This is a genomic window from Candidatus Pelagibacter sp., from assembly GCF_052049815.1.
In the GTDB taxonomy this organism is placed as follows: domain Bacteria; phylum Pseudomonadota; class Alphaproteobacteria; order Pelagibacterales; family Pelagibacteraceae; genus Pelagibacter.
Map to the genome: position 1 here is coordinate 43053 of NZ_JBNGZG010000001.1, position 23515 is coordinate 66567.

Below are 23515 nucleotides of genomic sequence, written 5' to 3' on the forward strand. Positions count from 1 at the left end.
GTTTAAAACAAAATGAAATTGAATAAAAGATCGTGATTATTTTATGCCAAAGTCAGATATAGAAATAGCAAGAGAAGCAAAAATGCAACCTATCAAGGAGATCCTTGATAAGATTAATGTACCAGATGAACCTGAAGCCTTTAGTCCAATGGGCAGACATATTGCAAAAATAAATCTTGAATATCTTGACAAATTAAAAAGTAATAGAGACGGAAAACTAATTCTAGTTACAGCGATTACTCCTACTCCAGCTGGAGAAGGTAAAACAACTACATCTGTAGGTTTAAACGATGGATTAAACAAAATAGGAAAAAAATCTATAGTGTGTTTAAGAGAACCAAGCTTAGGTCCTTCATTTGGAATGAAAGGTGGAGCGGCAGGTGGTGGTTATGCTCAAGTTGTTCCTATGGAACAAATCAATTTACATTTTACTGGTGATTTTCACGCAATTACATCAGCACATAATCTTCTTTCTGCATTAATAGATAATCATATTTATTGGGGTAACAAATTAAATATTGATGTCAGAAGAGTTACTTGGAAAAGAGTTATGGACATGAATGATAGAGCTCTTAGAGCTATCAACATTAATTTAGGTGGAGTTGCTAATGGTTTTCCGAGAGAAGACGGTTTTGATATTACGGTAGCTTCAGAGATAATGGCTATTTTCTGCTTGGCTAATGACTTAGAAGACTTAGAGAATAGAATTGGAAACATTACTATTGGATATACTAGAGAAAGAAAACCAATTTTTGCCAAAGACCTAAATGCTCAAGGTGCAATGACAGTTTTATTAAAAGATGCAATCAGACCAAATGTAACTCAAACTTTAGAAAATAATCCTGCAATCATACATGGTGGGCCATTTGCAAATATTGCTCATGGTTGTAACTCTGTAATTGCTACTAAAGCAGGGCTTAAGTTGGCTGACTATGTTGTTACAGAAGCAGGCTTTGGTGCAGATTTGGGTGCAGAAAAATTCTTAGATATTAAATGTAGAAAATCAGGTCTAAAACCTAGCTGTGTTGTTATTGTTGCAACAATAAGGGCTTTAAAAATGCACGGTGGTTTATCAAAAGATGAATTAAAAAATGAAAATGTTGATGCGTTAAAAAAAGGTTTAGTTAATTTAGAAAGACACGTAGAAAATGTGAAAAAATTTGGACTACCTGTTGCTGTTGCAGTAAATCATTTTATAGCAGATACAGAAAATGAAGTTAATGAATTATTAGCATCATGTAAAAAAATGGGTGTTGAAGCAAAACTTTGCACTCACTGGGCAAATGGTGGAGAAGGTACAAAAGAACTTGCTTCTCATGTTGTTGAGTTAATTGATAAAGGAGAAGCGAATTTCAAATTTCTTTATGAAGATAAAACTCCATTGTTTAAAAAAGTAGAAACAGTAGCAAAAGAAATTTATAGAGCGAGTGAAGTTACTGCTGATACTAAAATAAGAGACCAATTAAAATCTTTTGAAGAGCAAGGTTACGGAAATCTACCAATATGTGTTGCAAAAACACAGTATAGTTTTTCAACAGATCCTAATTTAAAAGGAGCTCCATCAGGTCATGTTCTACCAATTAGAGAAGTAAGACTTTCATCTGGTGCAGAATTTATAGTTGTGATTTGTGGAGCAATAATGACAATGCCTGGTCTTCCAAGAGTTCCTGCTGCAGATGCAATTAAGTTAAATGATAAAGGTCAAATCGAAGGTTTATTTTAATAAATAAAATTTAACCAATTTCTAAGTTCCATCATTGTTTTATCTTTATTAGATATTGCAATCTCTTTTTTAATAAAATCAATATGATTATCAATATCCTCTAAAGATTTAAACGCTTTACGCGTCTCAACAAGTTTTTCTTTTCTAAATTCAATAAGACTTATCATTTTTTCATAAGTAATTTCAGGATGATATTGAAGTCCCCAAACTTTAGTTTCATTAACTTCAAAATATAAACTTTGAACATTATTTATTTTATTGGAAGCTAAACAAATTCCATTATTAGGAATTTTAACTACCTCATCAAAATTAAATGCTGGTGTATTAAAAATTTTATCTTTATCTCTATACAAAGGATGATCTAATCCTTTTTCATTAATCTTTACATCGTTTGCTATACCAATATTTGAATTGTCTGCTTTTTTTACTTCACCACCCGCGGCGGTGACCGCTACTTGCATTCCCCAACAAATAGCTAAAATTTTTTTAACGTTCTTTTGACACTCTCGCATGAATTCAATTTGTCTTCTTATCTCTGGAGTATCATTATAAATATTTAAGCTACTCCCTCCCCATATCAAACCATCATAAGTTGAAAGTTTTTGGACAATAGGTTCAATATTTTTATCTGATGAAGGATTTACAACATCAAACGTTAAATCATTTGTGAAATAAGCCAAACTATCTTTTAAGCTTTGAGTGTGAGTTTGTATTCCAACTTTTGAAAAGCTGTCATTTTCTTCTCTTAGATTGCCCTCAACAATTAGAATTTTTTTCATAAAACTAAGATCCTTAGTCGCACTTAGGATAAAATAATTTGTTGATAATTTTATCCTATTTAGATTATGATAATCTATTAAGAAAAGGGAGAGAGAAATTATGACAAAAGTCGCATTAATAGGTGCAGGTCCGTGTGGTCTGTCATTTCTAAGAGCAATAGAGCAAGCAGAGAAAAAAGGTGAAAAAGTTCCTGAGTTAGTTTGTTTTGAAAAGCAAGAAGATTGGGGAGGTTTGTGGAATTACAGTTGGAGAACAGGTTCAGATCAATATGGTGATCCAGTTCCTAATAGTATGTATAGATATTTATGGTCTAATGGCCCAAAAGAATGTTTAGAGTTTGCTGATTACTCTTTTGATGAACATTTTGGTCGACCTATTCCTTCTTTTCCACCAAGAGAAGTTCTATACGACTATATTGTTGGAAGAGTAAAGAAAGGCAAATCTAAAAATAAAATAAAATTTAATACTAGAGTTGCAAATATTGAATTTAAAAATGATAAGTTCGATGTAAGTTACCAAGACAAAGTTAATAATGAGATGTCTAAAGAAACATTTGATTATGTTGTTGTTTCATCTGGACATTTCTCTGTTCCTTTTATTCCTGAATATAAAGGAATGAATTCTTTTCCTGGAAGAATAATGCATTCTCATGACTTTAGAGACGCTGAAGAATTTAGAGGTAAAGATGTAATAGTGTTAGGTAGTAGTTATTCTGCAGAAGACGTTGCGCTTCAATGCAACAAATATGGTGCAAAAAGTGTAACTATTGGCTACAGGCATAATCCAATGGGTTTCAAATGGCCTAAGGGAATGAAAGAAGTTCACTATCTAGATAAACTTGAAGGCAAAAAAGCTATTTTTAAAGATGGAACTGAGCAAAATGCTGATGCTATTATTTTATGTACTGGTTATCTTCATCACTTTCCATTCATTGATGAAAGTTTGAAATTAAAAACTCATAACAGATTATATCCACCAAAATTATACAAAGGTGTAGTATGGCAGGATAATCACAAAATGATGTATCTTGGTATGCAAGATCAATTTCATACATTTAATATGTTTGACTGCCAAGCTTGGTTTGCAAGAGATGTCATCATGGGCAAAATTAAAATGCCTGACTCTAAAGAAATTGAAACTGATATTAATAAATGGGTTGCGATGGAAGAAAAACTTGAAAATCCAGATCAGATGATTGACTTTCAAACTGAGTATACAAAAGAGTTGCATGAAATGTCTGATTATCCAAAAATTGATTTTGAATTAATCAGAACTCATTTCAAAGAATGGGAGCATCATAAAGTAGAAGATATAATGACTTACAGAAATAAGTCTTTCTCTTCACCAGTAACAGGATCTGTTGCACCAGTTCATCATACACCATGGGAAACTGCGATGGACGATTCTATGAAGACTTTTTTGGATCAGTAATTTATTTACTTCCAATCAATTTTGAGTTTTTCATTGTTACAAATGCATTCAATCATGCTGAGTAACAATGGAAACTCTTTTTTATCAAATTCTTTTAATATCTTTGGGCCAATAGCAAATGCAAGATCAGCTCCTTCAACTGTGATTTCTTTCATAAATTTAGCTTTAGCATCTTTAAAGGTGTGTCCCTTTCCAAGATAAAAACCCATTTTACTATTTCTTCCACCAGCAGAACTTACATGTAAATCTCCTAAACCGGCCAATCCATAAGCAGTTTCTGCTTTGCCATTAAGTTTTTTTGTAAGATTTTTCATTTCTGATACTGCTTTATAAACTAAAGAAGCAGCAGTATTTAAATAATACTTATTTTTTATTTCATCATTTTGATCTTCACTACTTAAACCCTCTGAAGCTCCAATTAACATTGAATATATATTTTTTGTTGCAGCACATACTTCAACACCCATAAGATCATCTGAATATTCTGTTGAATAATATTTTGTTGATATCATTGATCCTATTTTTTTTACAATACCTAAATTTTCATTTGCTAAAACTACACTACTTTTAATTCTATTTGCTAAACCACTTGCTAAACATGGTCCACCTACTGCTGAAATTTTTGCATCTTTAATTTTTTTTTCTTCTAAAATTTTATTTAATTTTTCAGCTAGAGTCTCAAATTTATTATCAATCACAGCTAAACCTTTTGTAAGTAAAAGAATGTTTGTTGAATGATTATAAAATTTAGATAATTCTTCTCCGATCCACTCTATCCCTTTTGAACTTACACCTACCACCAATAAATCAATATCTTTTTTAATTTCTTCATTAAATTCAGAAAATTTTAATACTTTAATTGAAGATGGAAGTTGACATTTTAAAGTTGGATGAAAATTTTTATTCGAATTTATTTCTTCAATTACTTTATCTTCTAAGAATGAACCGACTAAAAAAACTTCATTGGAATTGTCTGCACAAGGAACTGCAAAAGCTGATCCCATTGCACCTGCACCTATGATTACAATCTTACTCATGAATTTTTAGACGTACCTAAATACAAATATTGCAAAAACAAATGATAAAATAGTAGCAATCCAAAGCATTGGTCCAATTAAACCTAGCCAACCTAAGTGAATATAAGCTGAGCTTAATAAAGAAATAAATAACCTGTCGCCTCTAGTAGTATCTAGTCCTAGAACTCCTCTTCTAGGACTTCCACCAGGTTTTTTCTTTTCCCATAAAACCATCACTACAAAACATAAAATTATGAATAAAAAGAACGCTGCAGTCTGCCAAGTCCAAGCCATCCATGTAATGAATTCAAAATCAAAAAAACCTTTTTTTTGAGTTTCTGCAACAGAGCCCCAAGTATTAGTTTCAGCTGCAAATGAATTAGTAAAAATCATACCCTACCTAGCGCAAATCCTTTCGCGATATAATTTCTTACAAAATAAATTACTATAGCCCCTGGAACAATTGTTAAACTACCAGCTGCAGCCAATAATCCGAGTTCGTATCCTGATGTACTGGCGGTCCTAGTCATCGTAGCTGCAATTGGTTTTGCGGCAACTGCGGTTAATGTTTTAGCTAGTAATAATTCAACCCATGAAAACATGAAACAGAAAAACATTGTAATTCCAATTCCTGCAGTAATTGTTGGTATAAAGATTTTAAAGAAAAATTTAGTAAATGAATATCCGTCAACATAAGCTGTTTCATCTAATTCTTTTGGAACTGCTGACATAAACCCTTCTAAAATCCAAACAGCTAAAGGAATATTGAATAAACAATGCGATAAGGCTACAGCCACATGTGTATCAAACAAATTTACTGAAGAATAAAACTGAAAGAATGGTAATGCAAATACTGCTGGTGGTGCCATTCGATTTGTAAGTAGCCAGAAAAATAAGTGTTTATCACCTAAAAACTTATATCTTGAAAAAGCATATGCAGCTGGCAATGCAGCCGCAACAGAAATAATGGTATTTAAAACTACATAATAAATTGAATTTAAATAACCAGTATACCAAGTGCTATCTGTAAAGATTTTTTTATAGTTTTCTAAAGTAAATTCTTGAGGCCATAATGTGTAAGTATTTATAATTTCAGTTGTTGTCTTAAAAGACATGTTTAATAACCAATAGATTGGTAGCATTAAAAAAATTATATAAATTGTAGGTACTAACCACTTAACTTTTTTCATGACTGGCTCTCATTTTTCATCATTAAATTATAAAAAACCCAACAAACAGTAAGAACAATAAAGAAATATATTAATGACATTGCAGCTGCTGGTCCTAAATCAAATTGTCCTAATGCCATTTTAACTAAATCAATAGATAAGAAAGCTGTTGCATTTCCTGGCCCTCCCCCAGTTAAAACAAAAGGCTCAGTATAAATCATAAAACTGTCCATAAACCTTAGAAGGATTGCAATAGTTAAAACTTTTTTCATCTTAGGTAACTCTATGTGTCTAAATACAGCCCATCTTGTTGCACCATCGATTTCAGCTGCTTGATAATAAGCAGGTTGAATAGATCTCAATCCTGCATACGAAAGTAAAACAACCAATGAAGTCCAGTGCCAAACATCCATCAAAATAGTAGTAAACCACGCATCACCACTTTGTTGTGTAAAATTATAATCAAAACCCATTGCATTTAATGAGTGACCTAAAAAACCAATATCTGGTAGCGCAAAAATATTCCACATTGCTCCAACTACATTCCAAGGAATTAATAGTGGCATAGACATTAAAACTAAACAAATTGGAACTCCAATTCCCTCTTTTGGCATATTCAATGCTATAAAAATTCCTAAAGGTATCTGAATAACTAAAATAATTAATGTGAATAAAACTTGTCTACCTAAGGCAGCATGAAATCTTTCGGAAACTAAAATTTGTTTAAACCATCTTGTTCCTTCCCACATAAAGACATTATTTCCAAAGGTTTCTTGAAAGGCATAATTAACAACCGTCATCAATGGAATGATTGCGTTAAATGCAACAAGAACAAAAACAGGTATTACAAAAAACCAGGCTTTTTGATTTACAGTTTTATTCATTAATCTACTATCCAGTTGTCCCCATACACATAAGTGTATTCTTTTTTAAATGTTAAGAAAGCTGAGCCTTCTGGTATTTTTTCTGAAGCTTTAGTAATTAATTTTATTTTTCCACTATCACTTTCAGTTTCAATAATCTTATTTTTTCCAGTGTTACTAACGTTAAGTATTTTTACTGGTAAACCTTCCTTATTAAAGGAAATAAATTCAGGTCTCACACCAACTTCTATTTTGGAAAAATTAGAATTATCTATTTTTGAATTTGAAGTCTTAATTTTTGTTCCATTAACAGCGACTGCCCCTTTATTGATTTCACATGGAAGAATATTCATTCCTGGAGAACCTATAAAATGACCAACAAAAGTGTGTTTAGGTTTTTCAAATAATTCCACGGGTGTTCCTGTTTGAACTATTTGACCTTCATGCATAACAACTACTTGATCAGCAAAAGTTAAGGCTTCTGTTTGATCGTGTGTTACATAAATCATAGTTCTCTTAATTTTTTGGTGAAGTTCTTTAAGTTTTGATCGTAACACCCACTTCAAATGGGGATCAATAACAGTCAAAGGTTCGTCAAACATAATTACATTTACATCCGACCTAACCAGTCCTCTTCCGAGTGATATTTTTTGTTTTCCATCAGCTGTTAAGCCTGAAGCTCTGTTATGTAATGTTGAAGTAAGTTCTAACATTTCAGCAATCTCATTAACTTTTCTTGTTATCTCTTCCTCTGGAATTTTTCTGTTTCTCAGTGGGAATGCTAAATTTTCAAAAACAGTCATAGTGTCGTAGATTACAGGGAACTGAAATATTTGAGCTATGTTTCTTTCTACTGGATTTTTTTCAGTAATATCTTCATCATTAAATAAAATTTTTCCACGAGTAGGAATTATTAATCCTGAAATAATATTAAGTAATGTTGTCTTTCCACATCCAGAAGGTCCAAGTAAAGCATATGCTCCTCCATCCTCCCAATCAATATTTACATTTCTAATTGCCCAGTCTTCATCTTTTGTTTGTGATTTTAAATAACTATGGCTTAATTCATTTAAAGTTATTTTAGACATTTCCTACCAATCTATTATTGCTGTCAAAATATAAAAATTCATCAGCATTCATGAAAAGTTTTGTATTTTCTCCCACATCTTTTTGATGAATTCCCTCTGACAATGATACCCAATTTAAATTTCCATTGTTAAAATGAATCATACTTTCAGATCCACTCAGCTCTGAAATGATTACCTTTCCATTTATTTCTATAGAATTATCCCCTTCTTTATATGTTGTTATATTATGAGGTCTAATTCCTACTTTATAATTTCCATCTTTTAGATTTAGATTTGTTTTCCAGCTAACTTTATCTGATAACAATGAACATGTTTCTCCTTTTTTGCTTATATCCGCAATGTTCATAGGTGGATCACTAAAAACCTTTGCTGAATCTAGATTATTTGGTTTGTTGTACACATCTAAAGTTTTACCATGTTGAATTACCTTTCCTTCTAAAAGTGTTGCAGTATAACCGCCAATCAATAAGGCATCCGATGGTTCTGTAGTTGCATAAACCACAATACAATCTCTATCTTTAAATAATTTTGGTAATTCCTCTCTTAACTCTTCTCTTAGTTTAAAATCCAAATTAGCTAAAGGTTCATCTAGCAAAATTAAATCTGAGTCTTTTACTAAAGCTCTAGCTAATGCTGTTCTTTGTTGTTGGCCTCCAGATAATTCCATTGGTTTTTTAGTTAACATTGGAGTAAGTTTTAATAAATCTGCAACTTTACCAACTCTTTGCTCTATCTCACTTTTTTCAATCCCAATTATTTTTAATGGTGATGCAATGTTTTCGTAAACTGTAAAATTTGGATAGTTTATAAACTGCTGATAAACCATCGAAACATTTCTTTTTTGAACTTTCACACCAGTTACATTGTTCTCGTTAAACCAAATCTCACCTGATGTCGGCTTATCCAAACCGGCCATTATTTGCATCAAAGTTGTTTTTCCAGCTAAAGTAGAACCTAATAAAACATTGATAGTATTTTTTTCGAATTTTAAATCTGTATTGTAAATATGAGTTACTTCACCTACTTTTTTTTCAATGCCTTTTAATTCTAAACTCATATAAAAAAATTTTGTGATTAAAACAAAGAGGGGTTTTAACCCCTCTTTGATATTGATTTTATTTACAAAATAAAGTTAGTTCCAAGCTTTTGCGTATGGAACAGTTTTACCTTGTGGTTTTTCATCACGCTTAGCCTTTGGTGATCCTGGTTGACCTAACCAATAATCTGCACCTTTTGGTTCAGATAATCTTGGACCACATCCACCGTATGTATTGTTAGCTTTATCTGCAGCTTCCATACGTGACATTACTAAGTTCATCTCTTCTGCAAGACGATCCATAGCTTCTTGTGGAGTAAACGCACCTGAGTTCACGTCTCCAATTTGTTGCCACCAAATTTGTGCTAGCTTCGGATAATCCGGAACGTTAACACCAGTTGGCGACCACAATACTCTGTTAGGAGATCTGTAGAATTCTACCAATCCACCTAACTTAGGAGCTCTCTCAGTGAAAGATTTGTGATTAATATCACTATCTCTAATGATTGTTAAACCTACGTGGCTTTTCTTTAATGATACAGTTTTTGATACAACGAACTGAGCATATAACCATGCAGCTTTTCTTCTCTCAACTGGAGTAGACTTAAATAAAGTCCATGATCCAGCATCTTGATAACCAAGCTTCATACCTTCATCCCAGTAAGGTCCTTTTGGTGATGGACCCATTCTCCATAAAGGATTACCATTGTCATCAACTGTTTTATTTCCAGAACTCTTAGGTGCTACCATTGATGCAGTAAACGCTGTGTACCAGAAAATTTGTTGAGCAACGTTACCAGATGATAATGCAGGTAGTGACTGATAGAAGTCCATACTTGCAGCACCTGGAGGAGCATAAGCTCTTAACCACTCATCCCATTTTCTAATTGCGTAAACAGCAGCAGGACCATTTGCAGCTCCACCTCTAGCTACATCAGCACCAACTGGGTTACAAGTACCATCTTCCATTCTTATACCCCACTCGTCCACTGGTATTCCATTAGGTTTTCCAACTGAACCTGCTCCAGCCATTGATAACCAAGCATCAGTCATTCTCCAACCTAAGTCCGGAGCTCTTTTACCATAGTCCATATGACCATAAACTCTCACACCATCAATTTCTTTAACATCATTAGTAAAATATTCAGCTATGTCCTCATAAGCTGACCAGTTAACTGGTACACCTAAATCATAACCATATTTTGCTTTGAAGCCTTTTTTGATGTCTGCTCTGTCAAACCAGTCTTTTCTAAACCAGTATAGGTTAGCAAATTGTTGGTCTGGTAATTGGTATAATTTTCCGTCTGGACCAGTTGTAAATGATTTACCGATGAAATCATCGATATCTAAAGTTGGTAAAGTAACTGCTTTACCTTCTCCAGCCATCCAGTCAGTCAAATTTACAGCAAGCTGTAATCTTGAGTGCGTACCAATTAAGTCAGAGTCGTTGATATAGGCATCATATAAATTTCTACCTGTTTGCATTTGTGTTTGTACAGCTTGTACAACTTCACCTTCTCCTAAAAGTTGGTGATTGACTTTAATACCTGTAATTTCCTCAAATGCTTTTGTTAGTGTTTTAGACTCATACTCGTGAGTTGGAATCGTTTCAGAAAGTACATTGATTTCCATTCCTTTGAATGGTTTTGCAGCTTTTTGAAACCACTTTAGTTCTTTAATTCTTTCTTTTTCAGAAAGAGTAGAAAGACTAAACTCACCAGTTGCATACTTCTTAACTGCGTCTGCATAAGAAGATGTTGCTAGTAATGAGAATGAAACAACAAAAGCTAGGAAAGTCTTGATATGTTTAAACATTTATTTTCTCCCTTGTTGTTTTAAGTACTCTAGCCTAACAAAGAAACAAGTTTAATGTAAAGGGGCTAATTTAACTTGTGTATAAATTTTTCAATTACAAGTTGTTATGTAATGAGACTTCTTTGGATTGCTTTCTCCCACCCACTAATAAGAGTTTTTCTTTTTAAATTTTTCATTTTTGGTGAAAATTTTTTGTCTAATGTCCAATTTTTAGAAATATCTTTTAAAGATTTATAAACGCCAATTTTTAAACCAGCCATAAATGCAGCGCCTAGTGCAGTTGTTTCATCAACTTTTGGTCTTAAAACTTTTACATTAACTACATCACTCAAAAATTGAGAAAACCAATTATTCTTTACCATACCGCCATCAACTCTTACTAGTTTGGGTCTAAGACCATCATTTTTCATCGCTTCAAATAAATCATAAGTTTGATAAGCAACAGACTCTACTGTTGCTCTTACAATTTCATTTACACCTGTGTCTCTTGTTAAACCACTTAATACACCTCTAGATTTTGCATTCCAATACGGTGTCCCTAATCCAGTAAACGCAGGAACTAAATAAATTCCACTATTTGAATTTAATTTTTTGATTAATTTTTCTGTGTCAGATGCTTTTTTTATAAAATTTATTTTATCTCTTAGCCATTGTACTCCGGCACCTGCAATAAATATTGAACCTTCAAGTGCATAAGTTGTTTTTCCGTTCAATCTATATCCAATAGTAGTTAACAGTTTATTTTTTGAATAAATTATTTTATTACCAGTATTTAATAGTAAAAATGCACCAGTACCGTATGTACTTTTTAAAGAACCAGGTTCAAAACAACATTGGCCTACAGTTGCTGATTGTTGGTCTCCTATCATCCCTGTAACCGAATAAGACTCGCCTGTTATTTTTGGATCTGTATGTCCAAAATCATCAGAACAATCTTTTACTTCGGGCAATATGTGCTCGGGTATTTTAAGCATATCTAAAATTTGTTTATCCCACTTGTTGTTAGTTATATTAAACAACATTGTTCTGCTAGCATTAGAGGCGTCTGTAAAATGATTAGTGCCTCCTGTTAATCTCCACAATAAAAAACAATCTACAGTGCCAAATAATAATCGTTTTTGTTTAATTAGTTCTTTTGCCTTAGGAACATTATCAATTATCCATTTAATTTTTGTTGCAGAAAAATAGGCATCAATTAGTAATCCTGTTTTATTGTAAACGATTGTTTCTTTTTTTTGTTTAATAAGTTTATTACAATAATCGACGGCTCTTCTATCTTGCCAAACAATTGCATTGTATACTGGTTTACCTGTGTGTTTATCCCAAAGAATTGTAGTTTCTCTTTGATTGGTAATTCCTATTGTTAAAATTTTACCTTTTAATTGTTTACTTTTTTTTATTACATCTCTCAAAACTTTTTGAGTAGTTGACCAAATTTCCTCGGGGTTATGTTCAACCCATCCATCTTTTGGAAAGTATTGAGTAAATTCCATTTGAGATACAAACTTTGGTTTACCTCTCAAATCAAATAATATTGCCCTACTCGAAGTTGTTCCTTGATCTATAGAGATTATAAATTTTTGCATTAAGCTATTCCAAGATGTTTCTTTTTTTGATCTACCCAAGTTCTAATTAGGTTATCAAAAATTAAACCAATGAATGCAACACAAATTCCAAGTGTTAAACCTTTTCCTCCACCTTGCTTGTCCGATAGAGCTTTTAGAATATATTGACCTAAATCTTCAGTTCCAATGAATGCACCAATAATTACCATGAATAAAGCAAACACAATTGTTTGATTTAAACCTAACATTATGTGTGGAAAAGCTAATGGAAACTCAATTTTTGTTAATCTTTGAAATTTAGTTACACCTGACATTGTTGCTGCATCATGTAAAGCAGGTGAAACTCCTCTTAATCCTTCAATTGTATATCTTGTTGCTGGTATTGTTGCATAAACTATTACCGCAATTAAAACCGATGTGTCTGTTATTCCAAATAACATCATAACTGGGATTAAATATACAAAAGATGGGAATGTTTGAAATATATCGCAGACACCCAACATAAAATTTGTAGAATGTTTGTTTTGAACACAGATAGTACCAACAATTAATCCTATTATCATTGATACTACTACACCAAAAGTTGCCATGTATGTAGTAACTAAAGCTCTATCCCACCATGGACTAAAAGCTATAAATAATGTCAGCCCACCAACAACCATTGCAGATCTTACTCCACCAATAATGTAGCCAGCACCTACAACTAAAACTAAAGTTGCAACAGCAGGCATTCTTAAAAAGAGTGCTCTCATTGGCTGTAACACTTCTGTTATAAGCCACGTATTAAAAGCTTTTATGTAAACAAAAAAAGTTTCAAAAATCCAATCTACACCTTTATTCCAAAATGCAGCTGTTGAAATACCTTTGTTATGTGGAATTTCATATAAATAATTAAAAGTATCTTTAAAAATTAAAGTTCCAGAATATGCAAGTATCGATCCAATAATTACAGCTCCAATAAAAAATATAGAGTTCTTATATTTTTGATAAAAAGTTAAATTTCCAAAATAGTCTTCTTGTTTATTTGCCCAAGCTAATGACATTTTGTCTAGAAGAATTGCAATTAAACTAATACACAACCCTGCTTCTAAAGCTAAACCTATATTAAGTTGATTAAGAGCTAATAATAAATTCCAACCTAAGCCTTTCGCTCCAATAAAGGCTGCAATAACCGCCATTGAAAAACAAACCATAATCACCTGGTTAACACCTATAAGAATATCTCTTCTGGCTGTTGGTATTAAAACTTTAGTCATTAATTGGAAATTTGTACAACCACTCATTTTGCCTGCTTCAATTACTTCTGGTGGAACTGCTCTTAGTCCGAGCAGTGTTAAAAGTATCATTGGTGGTATTGCAACAACCATTGTGATTATAACTGCAGCATGATCCCCAATCCCAAATAATACCATCGCAGGAACTAAGACTGCATATTGAGGCATTGTTTGCATAACTAAAAGAATTGGATAAAGAGCTTTTTCTACTCTTTTACTTTTGAAAGCCATAATCCCTAAAGTTATTCCAAAAATAAAAGATAATGGTACAGCAACTAAAATGAACGATAAAGTTTGCATTGATGGTTTCCACTGACCAAAAATTGAAATGTAGATCATTGTGAAAGCAGCAAAGATAGCTAATCCTTTACCACTTAACTTGTAACATAAAATCGTAACACCAGCTGCAACGATAGTCCAAGGTAAACCTGGTAATTCTGCCCAAGGATTTGCATCTATCCAGTCCCAACTAGTAAAAGAAACTATTGTCTCAACACCTCCTAATAAAAACTCTCTAAAAAATTCAATTAAGAATGTCATGAAAGAAGTTATATTCCTTGTAATTTGAAGAACTAGTGGACGAGTTTTGTATTCTTGAGTGTCCTCATTCCAAATTTCGATCGGCATCCACTCTTCAAGTAGAAAAAATAATCCATCATTAATCCAGATGGGCAACCAGCCTAGTAACGGGGGTAATCTCCAAAAATTATCAAAAGCATAATATCGAACTTCTTTTCCAAGAAAGAAATATACGCTTTGATTAGGGTCTTTAACAAATTCTGCTTGACCTCTTATAAATTTATAAGTTTCAGGTACATCAATTGCAAAACATAAACCAAAAAAAACTGCCAGTAAAAACAACCATTGAAATGTTTTTGGATGTTTTTTTAATAGCTCCATAAATTTTAGTTTATTTTTTTCCTCCAAAAACAGTATCAATTATTTTAGAGGGTTTAATTGAACCAATGATTTTGTTATTTTCATCTGTAACTCCTACAATACTTTCTTGAGTTAAAATTTTTTCTGCAACATCCTCTATAATATCATTTTTTGAAACCTTAATGCTTCCCAAATTATCAGTATTTTGTTTATCCATAACATCTTCTATTTTTAAAACTTTTTCTCTTGGGACTTCTTCAGTGAATTTTCGAACATATTCAGTAGCAGGATTTAAAACTATATTTGCTGGTGTATCTAATTGTTCAATTATACCATCTTTCATAATTGCAATTCTATCTGCAAGTTTTAAGGCTTCATCAAAATCATGTGTGATAAACATAATTGTTTTTTGAAGTTTTTCTTGAAGTCTTAAAAATTCATCTTGCATTTCTTTTCTGATAAGCGGGTCTAGTGCTGAAAAAGGTTCATCTAGAAACCATATATCAGGTTCTACTGCTAGTGATCTTGCAATTCCAACTCTTTGTTGCTGACCGCCAGAGAGTTCTCTTGGAAAGTAATTTTCTCTACCCTCAAGACCAACTAATTTTACCATGTCTAATGCTTTATTAATACTTTCTTCAGTTTTAATACCTTTGATCTGAAGAGGAAAAGCAATGTTTTCAATAACTGTTTTGTGAGGTAACAGAGCAAAACTTTGAAACACCATACCCATTTTATTTCGTCTCAATTCAATTAAATCTTTATCTTTTAAAGATAATAAATCCTGTCCTTCTATAAAAACTTTTCCAGCTGTAGCATCAGTTAATCTTGAAATGCATCTTAATAAAGTAGATTTACCGGAACCTGATAAACCCATGACAACTAACATTTCGCCTTTCGCAACCTCAAAGGAGGCGTTGTTAACACCAACTATACATCCATTTTCTTGAAAAGTTTTTGCATCTACATTGCCGTCAGCTTTTTCAAGCATCTCTTTGGCATTAGCACCAAAAATTTTGTAAACACTTTCACATTTTATTACTGCTTCTGACATAAATTACTAATAGCCTACACAAAAAACTAAATAAAATAAACTGTATAAACTTTCTCTATCCTCCTAAAAATTTTTTATATAATAAACTCTGGTATCAATACCTGTGCTTAAAAAACTTAATGCTTCCCCACTAACTGTAATTGATTCAATTGTACCATCATCTAGTGGTCCTTCTAGAGTAAAGCCAGCAAAACATTTGTCGTTTTCCCATTTTACAAATGTTTCTTTAATCAAATTTCCGTTATTAGTATAAATTTGAAAAGCTTTATAATTAATTAAATTTGCTCCCATTACTGCACGTTGTGGAATTAATTTTGTTACTTTACATACTGACTCGTAAATTTCGTCAGTTAATCTATGATTTTCAGTACCATCATACGCTACTAAAATTCCCGATGGAAGTTTTGAAATAACTTCATTCAATTTTCTCTCTTGGGCAATTCTTTCCTCTTCTGCTTTCATCTTTGCAATAAGTTCATCACCACCACCAAAAATATTATTTAAAATTGTAAAAAATAAAATTACAACTACAGTGACAGTAATAAGACCTACAAATTGTTTTACATTACCAGGAAGAGTTTTAAATTTTTCAACCATAACTTATTTTTGAAGCTCTCCGTTTTTCCAAACTCCAACTGTTTCTGTGCCATCAGGTAATGTGAATTTTCCTTCTCCATTCATAAAACCATTTTCCCAATTACCTTCATATTTTGAACCATCAGGAAACGTTAAAATACCTTGGCCGCTCCAAACGCTATTTTTAAATTCACCTTTATAGATATAACCATTCGGCCATGTCTCTGTTCCTTGGCCATGTTTTTTTGTTGCTACCCACTCACCTTCATAAGTTGTCTTATCTGTATAGATCCATTTACCATAACCATTTTCGCAATTTCCCTCCTTACAGCCGGTGCTTCTTGCCAAAACCGACGTTGAAATTAACAAAGTAAAAATTAAAGTTAAAAATAAATTTTTCATTTCATTATCTTACATAAAAATAATTAAAAAAAAAATCTCCCCCAACTAAGTTGGGAGAGATTTAAAAGTTTATTTTGATTTACCTTTATTTAGTAAATGGCTTCCAAACACTCTCATTATCAGCTAACCATTTTTTAGCAGCATCTTCATGAGAAAGTTTGTCGATATCAACTAAAGATGCCATTGCACCAATGTGACTTGTTGAGAAAGACATTTTCTTAAATGCTGCAGCTGCTGCTGGATGAGTTTTTGGGAAATCTGCGTTAACAGCTTTCTTCAAGTAACCATCAGGAGAACCACATTTTCCATCACCACCATCTTCTGGTCTGCAACCAGCTGTGTATGGAGGGAAGTCGATAAATGTAAAACCAGCACCATCAGTAAAGTTTGGTGTCCAGTTGAAAATAATAGTTCCTCTACCTTCTTTTTCTGCTGCTGCTAATTCTGCCCATAATGCATCTGCACCACCCGCAAATTTAACAGTCCATAAATCACCTAATCCAAGAGCTTCAACTCTTTGAGGGATTAAGTCACCGTGCCAAGATTGTGGACCTTCTAACATTCTGCCTTTACCACCAGAGTCAGGTGTTACAAAGTTTTTTGCACAGTCAGGATTTTTTAAAGCAGTCCAGTCTGGAAGACCTGGGCATAGACCTTTTTCTGCAACCCAGTTTGGATAACCCATATCTTCAAGAGTTCTTGCTTCATGATCACCCCAGTCAAGGATACCACCTTTTTCTAGAGCTGTTGTAAATGATTTACCAAAAGCTGACTCCCATACTTCATGTGAGATTGTTACATCGCCAATTCTGATTGACTCGTAAACAGCTTGAGAATCTGCCGGTACATATTTTACATTGTTACCCATAGACTCAAAAATACCACCGATTACATAAGCCATTACTACTTGTGAAGACCAGTTATGAGTTGGGATAACTATTGGTTTTTTACTATCTGCTGCATTAGATACTCCAGCAAAACTTACTAGAGAAATAACTAATGCCGATAGAATAGACATTAACTTTTTCATTTTTTCCCTTTCCTTATTCCTAATTAAGAATATCTAACTATAAAATTAAACCACCTTCAACATTAATTATTTTTTTTATATATAAAAAATATAAACAAGTTATAATTATTATTAAAATATAAGTGTTTCATGAAAACGACTTTGGATATTAAAGAGCCTGGACTAAATGTCCTACCTCCAGGAGTAGAAAGACACGTCGTTAACGGTGGAGGGCTAACAGCTTTTCAATTGTTTCCTGACGATGAAGTTGAAATCATAAATGATGAAGGAAATCAAATTTGTGAAATAATTTGTTTTAATAAAGATGGTAAGTCAGAAGTCGGTATTCTTAATCTTAAAGAAAATTCAGATAAAAATTTTATTAGAGATATTTTAAATGGAAAAGATGAAACTATTCTAGCAACAAATTATCAATTAAAAAAAAGAAACTTAAATATTACTCAATCAAAATCATCTATAGTTTTTGACAAAGATACTCCTCCAGGTGAAAAAATTAAATTAAAATCAAAAGATAAATGTTATGCGATCTTCTCAGCACCAGGTGAAGATATGTTGGTGACAAACCAAAATCCTCCAAGTGAATTAACTATTTTTATTAAAAGAGCAAAAATTATAAATGATAAAGAACTGAATATAATTCCTGATCCAATATTCGAACCTTTGTATGAACAAAATATAGATAAAGAAACTTCTATTGCCTATGAGGTTAAAGAAGGTGATTATATTCAGGTAATTAGTCCAACTGGTAGACAATGTTCTGACTTTGTAGCTTTTGATACAAGAAAATTAAATAAAGGAATTGAAAAAGGTTTAGATTGGCAAACAACAAGAACCTTTATGGGAAATACATTTCCAGGCCCAGGATTATTTTCGAAATTTTATGATACAGATCATGAACCATTAGTAGAAGTTATAAGAGATACTGTTGGAAAACATGATACTTTCAACTTAGCATGTACTTCAAAATATTATGAAGATGCAGGTTACTTTGGACATCCTAATTGTTCAGATAATTTAACAGATTCCATGTTAAAGTATGGTGTTCAAAAACAAAAAGGATGGCATGCAATAAATTTATTTTTTAATACATCAGCTGCTGGATTAAATTCTGTTATATCAGATGAATCTTATTCAAGGCCTGGTGATTATGTGATGTTTAGAGCCTTAAAAGATTTAACAATAGGTACTACAGCATGTCCAAGCGATATCGATGCATGTAATTCATGGAATCCTACAGATATTTTTGTTAGAACTTACGATAAAAAAAAAGAATTTAGCAAATCTTTTGCATTTAGAATGAAAACAGACTCTGAAAAAAAACTTACAAAAAATTCCGGTTTCTATGAAAGAACATCAAAGCTAACAAGAAACTTTGTTGATGCTAGAGGTTTTTGGTTGCCTAATGATTATACAAAACATGGTTTGGTTAACGAATATAATGCTTGTAGAGAAAAAGCTGTTTTAATTGATTTATCATCTTTAAGAAAATTTGAAATCATTGGACCTGATGCAGAAGAATTATGTAACTACACACTAACTAGAAATATTAAAAAATTATCTGTTGGACAAATTGTTTATTCTGCAATGTGCTACGAAAATGGAATGATGTTTGATGATGGAACATTATTAAGATTAAGTGAAACTGGTTTTAGATGGATTTGTGGAGATGAGTATGCTGGTGAATGGTTAAAAGAAGTAGCCAAAAAGAAAAACTATAAAGTTATAATAAAAAATTCTACTGATCAGATTAGTAACGTTTCTGTGCAAGGACCAATGAGTAGAGAAATTTTAAAAAAAATAATTTTTACTCCACCTACTCAACCATCTATTGATGAACTTGGTTGGTTTAGATTTACAATATGTAGAGTTGAAGAATTACAAGGTATCCCTTTAATAGTTTCAAGAACTGGTTACACAGGTGAACTAGGTTATGAAGTATGGTGTCATCCAAAACATGCTCCTGAAGTTTGGGATAAACTAATGGAGGCTGGAAAAGAAGATGGAATTATTCCTGCAGGCTTTGCTGCTTTAGATAAACTTAGAATAGAAGCAGGATTAATTTTATTCGGTGCTGAATTTGATGGTCAACAAGATCCATTTGAAGCCGGTATAGGATTTGCTGTTCCATTAAAAACGAAAGAAGAAGATTTTATTGGAAAAGAAGAATTAAAGAAAAGAAAAGAAAACCCTCAAAAGAAACTTGTTGGTTTAGAATTAATTGGAAAAGAGCCTGCGGGACATGGTGATTGTGTTCACATTGGTAGATCACAAGTTGGAATTGTTACTAGCGGATGTTTATCAACTGTTTTAAATAAAAATGTAGCTTTATGTAGAATCGATACACAGTACTCAGAAATTGGAACTGAAGTAGAAATAGGAAAAATTGATGGTCATCAAAAAAGAATTTCAGCTAAAGTGGTTAGGTTTCCTTTTTATGATCCTGACAAAACAAGAGTAAGAGCGTAAATAAATGCCAAAGTCATCAAAAGATCTTCTAGAGTTTTGGGAAGAGCAAATGAAACTTTCACATACATCTAGCAATTATTTTTTTAGAAAATCACCTTCTCATTATCATATGATGTTAATTGTAATGCATTCATATAAGAAGAGTGAGAATCTCTCGGTAGAAGAACTTAAAACAAGATTGTTTAAAACTTCTAGACCTAAGTCTGCTCTGATGATTAAAGAAGCGTGTGAGAAGAATTTCTTTAGTTTGGAAAAAAAAGGAAAAGACCATCGGAAAAAATATGTTGTGCCTACCCAAGGATTTATTGAGGAATTCAGTAATTATTTGACAACTCTCAAAAGTCTTAGCTTCTAAAATTTATCAACAATTAATAGTTGCAGATCTAAAACTTCTAAAAATTATATATAAAAAATAATATATTCTTTTGTTTTACAAAAAAATATGGTTTAAATTATGTCTATACCTTCAAAAGCAAAAGTTGTTATCATTGGTGGTGGTATTCATGGATTGAGTACTGCTTGGAAATTATCTGAAACTTATAAAAACCCTGGCGATATAGTTGTTCTTGAGAAAAAAGATACAGCAGCAGGTGCTAGTGGAATTGCATGTGGAGTTGTTAGAAATAACTATTTCCAACCTGCAATGAGAGAATTAATGGCTCACTCAGTGGAAGTTTGGGAGAGTGATCCTAAAGCATTTAAATACAATGCTGTTGGTTACTTACAAATATCACCAGAAGTAATGCATGCGGATGTTGCAACAATTTATGAACAACAAAAAGCTATTGGATATGAATCTGAATTTATCGAAGGTGAAAAAGATTGTATGAAGTACATGAAAGGCATGTTTGATGACTGGCAAGCGCAAGGTATTACGTCTGTGCTTCATGAAAAAAAAGGTGGATACGCATTCAACAAAGATTCAATTAAAGCACTAGAAAACAAATCAACTTCTAACGGTGTTCAAGTTATTAAAGGCGTAACAGTCAATGGTTTCAAAAGAGGTAGTAATAGTAAAGCTGTTACAGGAGTAGAAACTGACAAAGGTGTTATTGATTGTGAACAAGTAGTAATTGGTGCTGGCCCTTGGGCAAGAGATTTTTGGAACATGTTAGAACTTCCAAAAACAGCAAATATTAAAGGCAAAGATGGTAAAATGCACACAACTGATATGTGGACATACTGGATGTTACAAGAGGGTGTTATAGGTGTTGAGCCAGATTTTTTAAAAATGAATAATGGTGAACAGCCACCGGTAATACACGTTGACAGTACTGCACCTTTATATTCAGATAAAACAAAAAAATTAATAACAGATAAAATTTGGGGAATTTATTACAAACCAGATATTGAAGGTCTAGGCGTTCAAGGTGGAACTTCTCCTTACATAGTTGACAAACATTTTGATCAAGTAAATGTGGACCCTTACGGAATAGAGTCACCAGAGTACCAAACTACTGAAGCATTTAATGAAATGTGGTGCTCTGCATTAGCTCATTGTCAAAAAAGATTTGAAGGTAAATCTCATCTTTATAGAAAAGGGCCATCTGGTGGACTAGGATGTATGACACCAGACTCTTTTCCAATCTTTGATAGATTTTTAGAAAATGTATATTTAATTGCTGATGCTAACCACGGATATAAAATGATAGGAGTTGGTGAGCTTGTTGCAAAAGAAATTTTAGGACAAGAAAGTGAATTGTTAAAACCGTTTAGATTCAACCGGTACGAGAAGGGTGAACTTCACCCTACTTCTAACAGTCCGTTCCCTTGGAGCTAATTATCCAAGTAGACAGGCTTTTTAATTTCAGCTAACTTTTTGTTCTGAAAATTAAAGAGGGGAAAAAATGACTGATCTAGAAAAACATGTAAATCAACCAGGTAGAGATAAGCTTGTAAAAAAAGTTAGAGAAAAAATTAACGAATTAGGAATAACATATATTTATTTCCAATTTATTTCAGTAACAGGAAGAATTGTAGGTAAAGGTATACCAGCAGACCACTGGGAAAGAACTGCAGAAAAAGGTTTCCAACTTGTTTATGGTGCAACAGCAAACTTATTTTTAGATCGTCACAACAACTACATTGGATATGGTCCAGAAGCCAAAGAGTTAGTTGGTATCCCTGATCCAGAAACTTTTGTTCAATTACCTTGGGATAAAAAAGTAGCGAGAGTTTATTGTACGTGTTTTAGAAATAGAGAAGAAAGAGAAAATCCAGGCGGACATTTAACTTCTGACTGTAGAGGAAATTTAAGAATTATAGCTGAAGAATTCAAAAAGAAGCATGGCTACCAAATGAGAGTTGGAACAGAGCCAGAGATGATGTGGTTAACTAAAAATGAAGATGGAACTCCTACTGGAAAAGGTTTTTCGAAACCTTTTTGTTATCACATAGATCAATTTGAGTCTTTAAGACCTGTATTCATGAAAGTTATTGAGTATGCAAATGCAATGGGTCTAGATATGATTCAAGGTGACCATGAAGATGCTCCAGGGCAATTAGAGCTTAATTGGATGTATGATGATGTATTAAGAAATGCTGATAGACTTTCTACCTACAGACAAATCTGCGCGCAAGTAGCTAGAGAACATGGTTTGATTGCATGTTTTATGACTAAACCATTTATGGGTGTATCAGCAAGTGGTTGTCATACAAATATGTCTTTATGGAAAGGTGGAAAAGATAAAGTAAATAAACTTGGTCATAAAAGTTTACCAGGTGTTGATGAAGTATTTACTTATGTTGAGGGTGGAGAAAATACATTTATGCCTGATACAAAAGATATGCAACTTCCAGGAAAAATTGGATTGCAATCTATTGGAGGTGTAATGAAACACTTGCCAGCTCTTACTGCTATTGGCTCATCAACTGTTAACTCTTATAGAAGATTATGGGACCAAGGTTTTTGGGCACCAGTTTATGCAGATTGGGGCTATCAAAATAGAACTTGTGGTCTAAGAGTTTCTGCTCCAGGTAGATTTGAATACAGATCAGTAGACTCAATGCATAATCCATATTTAATGGGTGCAGCTTTGTTAAAAGCTTTTGATGATGGAATATCAAATAACATAGACCCAGGTAAGCCAGAGTCTAGAAATATATATGAAGCCCAAAAAGCAGGTAAGGATGTGAAAAAACTTCCTTTAAGTCTTGGTGAAGCTTTAGATAGATTATCAGAAGACAAAGTAATTCAATCAGCAATGCCAGATGAAATGTATAAGATATTTCATTGGTATAAAAATGATGAGTGGGAAAGATTCCTTGGGGCAACAACTCAGTGGGATCTAGATACTTACTTGGATTGTCTACCATAATAGAATTAAAGGAAAATAAATTAACAATTTA

The 23515-nt window shown here is 32.6% G+C and carries 20 protein-coding genes; 6 read left to right on the forward strand and 14 right to left on the reverse strand.

Translation table 11 applies throughout. The features are described from left to right. Positions 1–43 precede the first annotated feature (43 nt). Positions 44–1723: a formate--tetrahydrofolate ligase gene (locus ACTT9D_RS00265; protein ID WP_440929917.1), complete on the forward strand. Its 1680-nt coding sequence runs from the start codon at positions 44–46 to the stop codon at positions 1721–1723. Here the strand turns inward: ACTT9D_RS00265 and ACTT9D_RS00270 are convergent. Then, positions 1720–2502 (reverse strand): glutamine amidotransferase-related protein, encoded by a 783-nt coding sequence (locus ACTT9D_RS00270; protein WP_440929918.1) that lies wholly within the window; start codon positions 2500–2502, stop codon positions 1720–1722. The genes ACTT9D_RS00265 and ACTT9D_RS00270 overlap by 4 nt on opposite strands. A 100-nt stretch (positions 2503–2602) precedes the next feature. On the opposite strand from ACTT9D_RS00270, the gene ACTT9D_RS00275 reads away from it, so the two are divergent. Further along, complete coding sequence (locus tag ACTT9D_RS00275) at positions 2603–3934, forward strand: NAD(P)-binding domain-containing protein (RefSeq protein ID WP_440929919.1); 1332 nt, start codon at positions 2603–2605, stop codon at positions 3932–3934. 5 nt (positions 3935–3939) lie between these two features. Here the strand turns inward: ACTT9D_RS00275 and ACTT9D_RS00280 are convergent, their stop codons facing one another. The 13 genes from ACTT9D_RS00280 to ACTT9D_RS00340 all read right to left on the reverse strand — a co-directional run bounded on the left by ACTT9D_RS00280 (position 3940) and on the right by ACTT9D_RS00340 (position 17701). Beyond that, positions 3940–4971 carry a 2-dehydropantoate 2-reductase N-terminal domain-containing protein gene (locus ACTT9D_RS00280; protein WP_440929920.1) on the reverse strand — a complete coding sequence of 344 codons (1032 nt, stop codon included), beginning with the start codon at positions 4969–4971 and terminating at the stop codon, positions 3940–3942. A 6-nt stretch (positions 4972–4977) separates the two neighbouring features. Then, positions 4978–5244, reverse strand: coding sequence for a DUF2160 domain-containing protein (locus ACTT9D_RS00285; protein ID WP_440929967.1), 267 nt, complete (start codon positions 5242–5244; stop codon positions 4978–4980). Between the two features lie 95 nt (positions 5245–5339). Further along, positions 5340–6140: a carbohydrate ABC transporter permease gene (locus ACTT9D_RS00290; protein WP_014953514.1), complete on the reverse strand. Its 801-nt coding sequence runs from the start codon at positions 6138–6140 to the stop codon at positions 5340–5342. Further along, on the reverse strand, positions 6137–7003 hold the full coding sequence (locus tag ACTT9D_RS00295) for a carbohydrate ABC transporter permease (protein WP_014953515.1): 867 nt from the start codon (positions 7001–7003) through the stop codon (positions 6137–6139). Before ACTT9D_RS00295 ends, ACTT9D_RS00290 begins: the two co-directional genes overlap by 4 nt. After that, entirely contained in the window at positions 7003–8070 is a 1068-nt protein-coding gene (locus ACTT9D_RS00300) for an ABC transporter ATP-binding protein (protein WP_440929921.1), read from the reverse strand. The genes ACTT9D_RS00295 and ACTT9D_RS00300 overlap by 1 nt, the downstream gene beginning before the upstream one ends. After that, complete coding sequence (locus ACTT9D_RS00305) at positions 8063–9127, reverse strand: ABC transporter ATP-binding protein (protein WP_440929922.1); 1065 nt, start codon at positions 9125–9127, stop codon at positions 8063–8065. Before ACTT9D_RS00305 ends, ACTT9D_RS00300 begins: the two co-directional genes overlap by 8 nt. Positions 9128–9202: 75 nt before the next feature. Continuing rightward, positions 9203–10921 (reverse strand): ABC transporter substrate-binding protein, encoded by a 1719-nt coding sequence (locus tag ACTT9D_RS00310; RefSeq protein ID WP_440929923.1) that lies wholly within the window; start codon positions 10919–10921, stop codon positions 9203–9205. A gap of 104 nt (positions 10922–11025) precedes the next feature. Continuing rightward, positions 11026–12507 carry a glycerol kinase GlpK gene (glpK, locus tag ACTT9D_RS00315; protein WP_440929924.1) on the reverse strand — a complete coding sequence of 494 codons (1482 nt, stop codon included), beginning with the start codon at positions 12505–12507 and terminating at the stop codon, positions 11026–11028. Then, positions 12507–14660, reverse strand: coding sequence for an ABC transporter permease (locus tag ACTT9D_RS00320; protein ID WP_440929925.1), 2154 nt, complete (start codon positions 14658–14660; stop codon positions 12507–12509). The genes glpK and ACTT9D_RS00320 overlap by 1 nt, the downstream gene beginning before the upstream one ends. Before the next feature lie 10 nt (positions 14661–14670). Further along, entirely contained in the window at positions 14671–15693 is a 1023-nt protein-coding gene (locus tag ACTT9D_RS00325; RefSeq protein WP_440929926.1) for a quaternary amine ABC transporter ATP-binding protein, read from the reverse strand. A 63-nt stretch (positions 15694–15756) separates the two neighbouring features. Next, on the reverse strand, positions 15757–16290 hold the full coding sequence (locus ACTT9D_RS00330) for a hypothetical protein (RefSeq protein WP_440929927.1): 534 nt from the start codon (positions 16288–16290) through the stop codon (positions 15757–15759). Between the two features lie 3 nt (positions 16291–16293). Continuing rightward, complete coding sequence (locus ACTT9D_RS00335; protein ID WP_014953523.1) at positions 16294–16671, reverse strand: MORN repeat-containing protein; 378 nt, start codon at positions 16669–16671, stop codon at positions 16294–16296. Between the two features lie 85 nt (positions 16672–16756). Next, the gene (locus ACTT9D_RS00340) at positions 16757–17701 is read right to left on the reverse strand and encodes an ABC transporter substrate-binding protein (RefSeq protein WP_014953524.1); all 945 of its coding nucleotides are present in this window, start codon (positions 17699–17701) and stop codon (positions 16757–16759) included. Between the two features lie 129 nt (positions 17702–17830). Between ACTT9D_RS00340 and ACTT9D_RS00345 the strand changes: the two genes are divergently transcribed. The 4 genes from ACTT9D_RS00345 (at position 17831) to ACTT9D_RS00360 (ending at position 23484) form a co-directional block, all read left to right on the forward strand. Further along, positions 17831–20167, forward strand: a complete 2337-nt coding sequence (locus tag ACTT9D_RS00345; RefSeq protein ID WP_440929928.1) for a DUF1989 domain-containing protein — start codon at positions 17831–17833, stop codon at positions 20165–20167. Between the two features lie 4 nt (positions 20168–20171). After that, positions 20172–20522 carry a hypothetical protein gene (locus tag ACTT9D_RS00350; protein WP_014953526.1) on the forward strand — a complete coding sequence of 117 codons (351 nt, stop codon included), beginning with the start codon at positions 20172–20174 and terminating at the stop codon, positions 20520–20522. Positions 20523–20621: 99 nt separating this feature from the next. Then, positions 20622–21947 (forward strand): NAD(P)/FAD-dependent oxidoreductase, encoded by a 1326-nt coding sequence (locus ACTT9D_RS00355; RefSeq protein ID WP_014953527.1) that lies wholly within the window; start codon positions 20622–20624, stop codon positions 21945–21947. Between the two features lie 67 nt (positions 21948–22014). Further along, positions 22015–23484, forward strand: a complete 1470-nt coding sequence (locus ACTT9D_RS00360; RefSeq protein ID WP_440929929.1) for a glutamine synthetase family protein — start codon at positions 22015–22017, stop codon at positions 23482–23484. Positions 23485–23515: the final 31 nt, after the last annotated feature.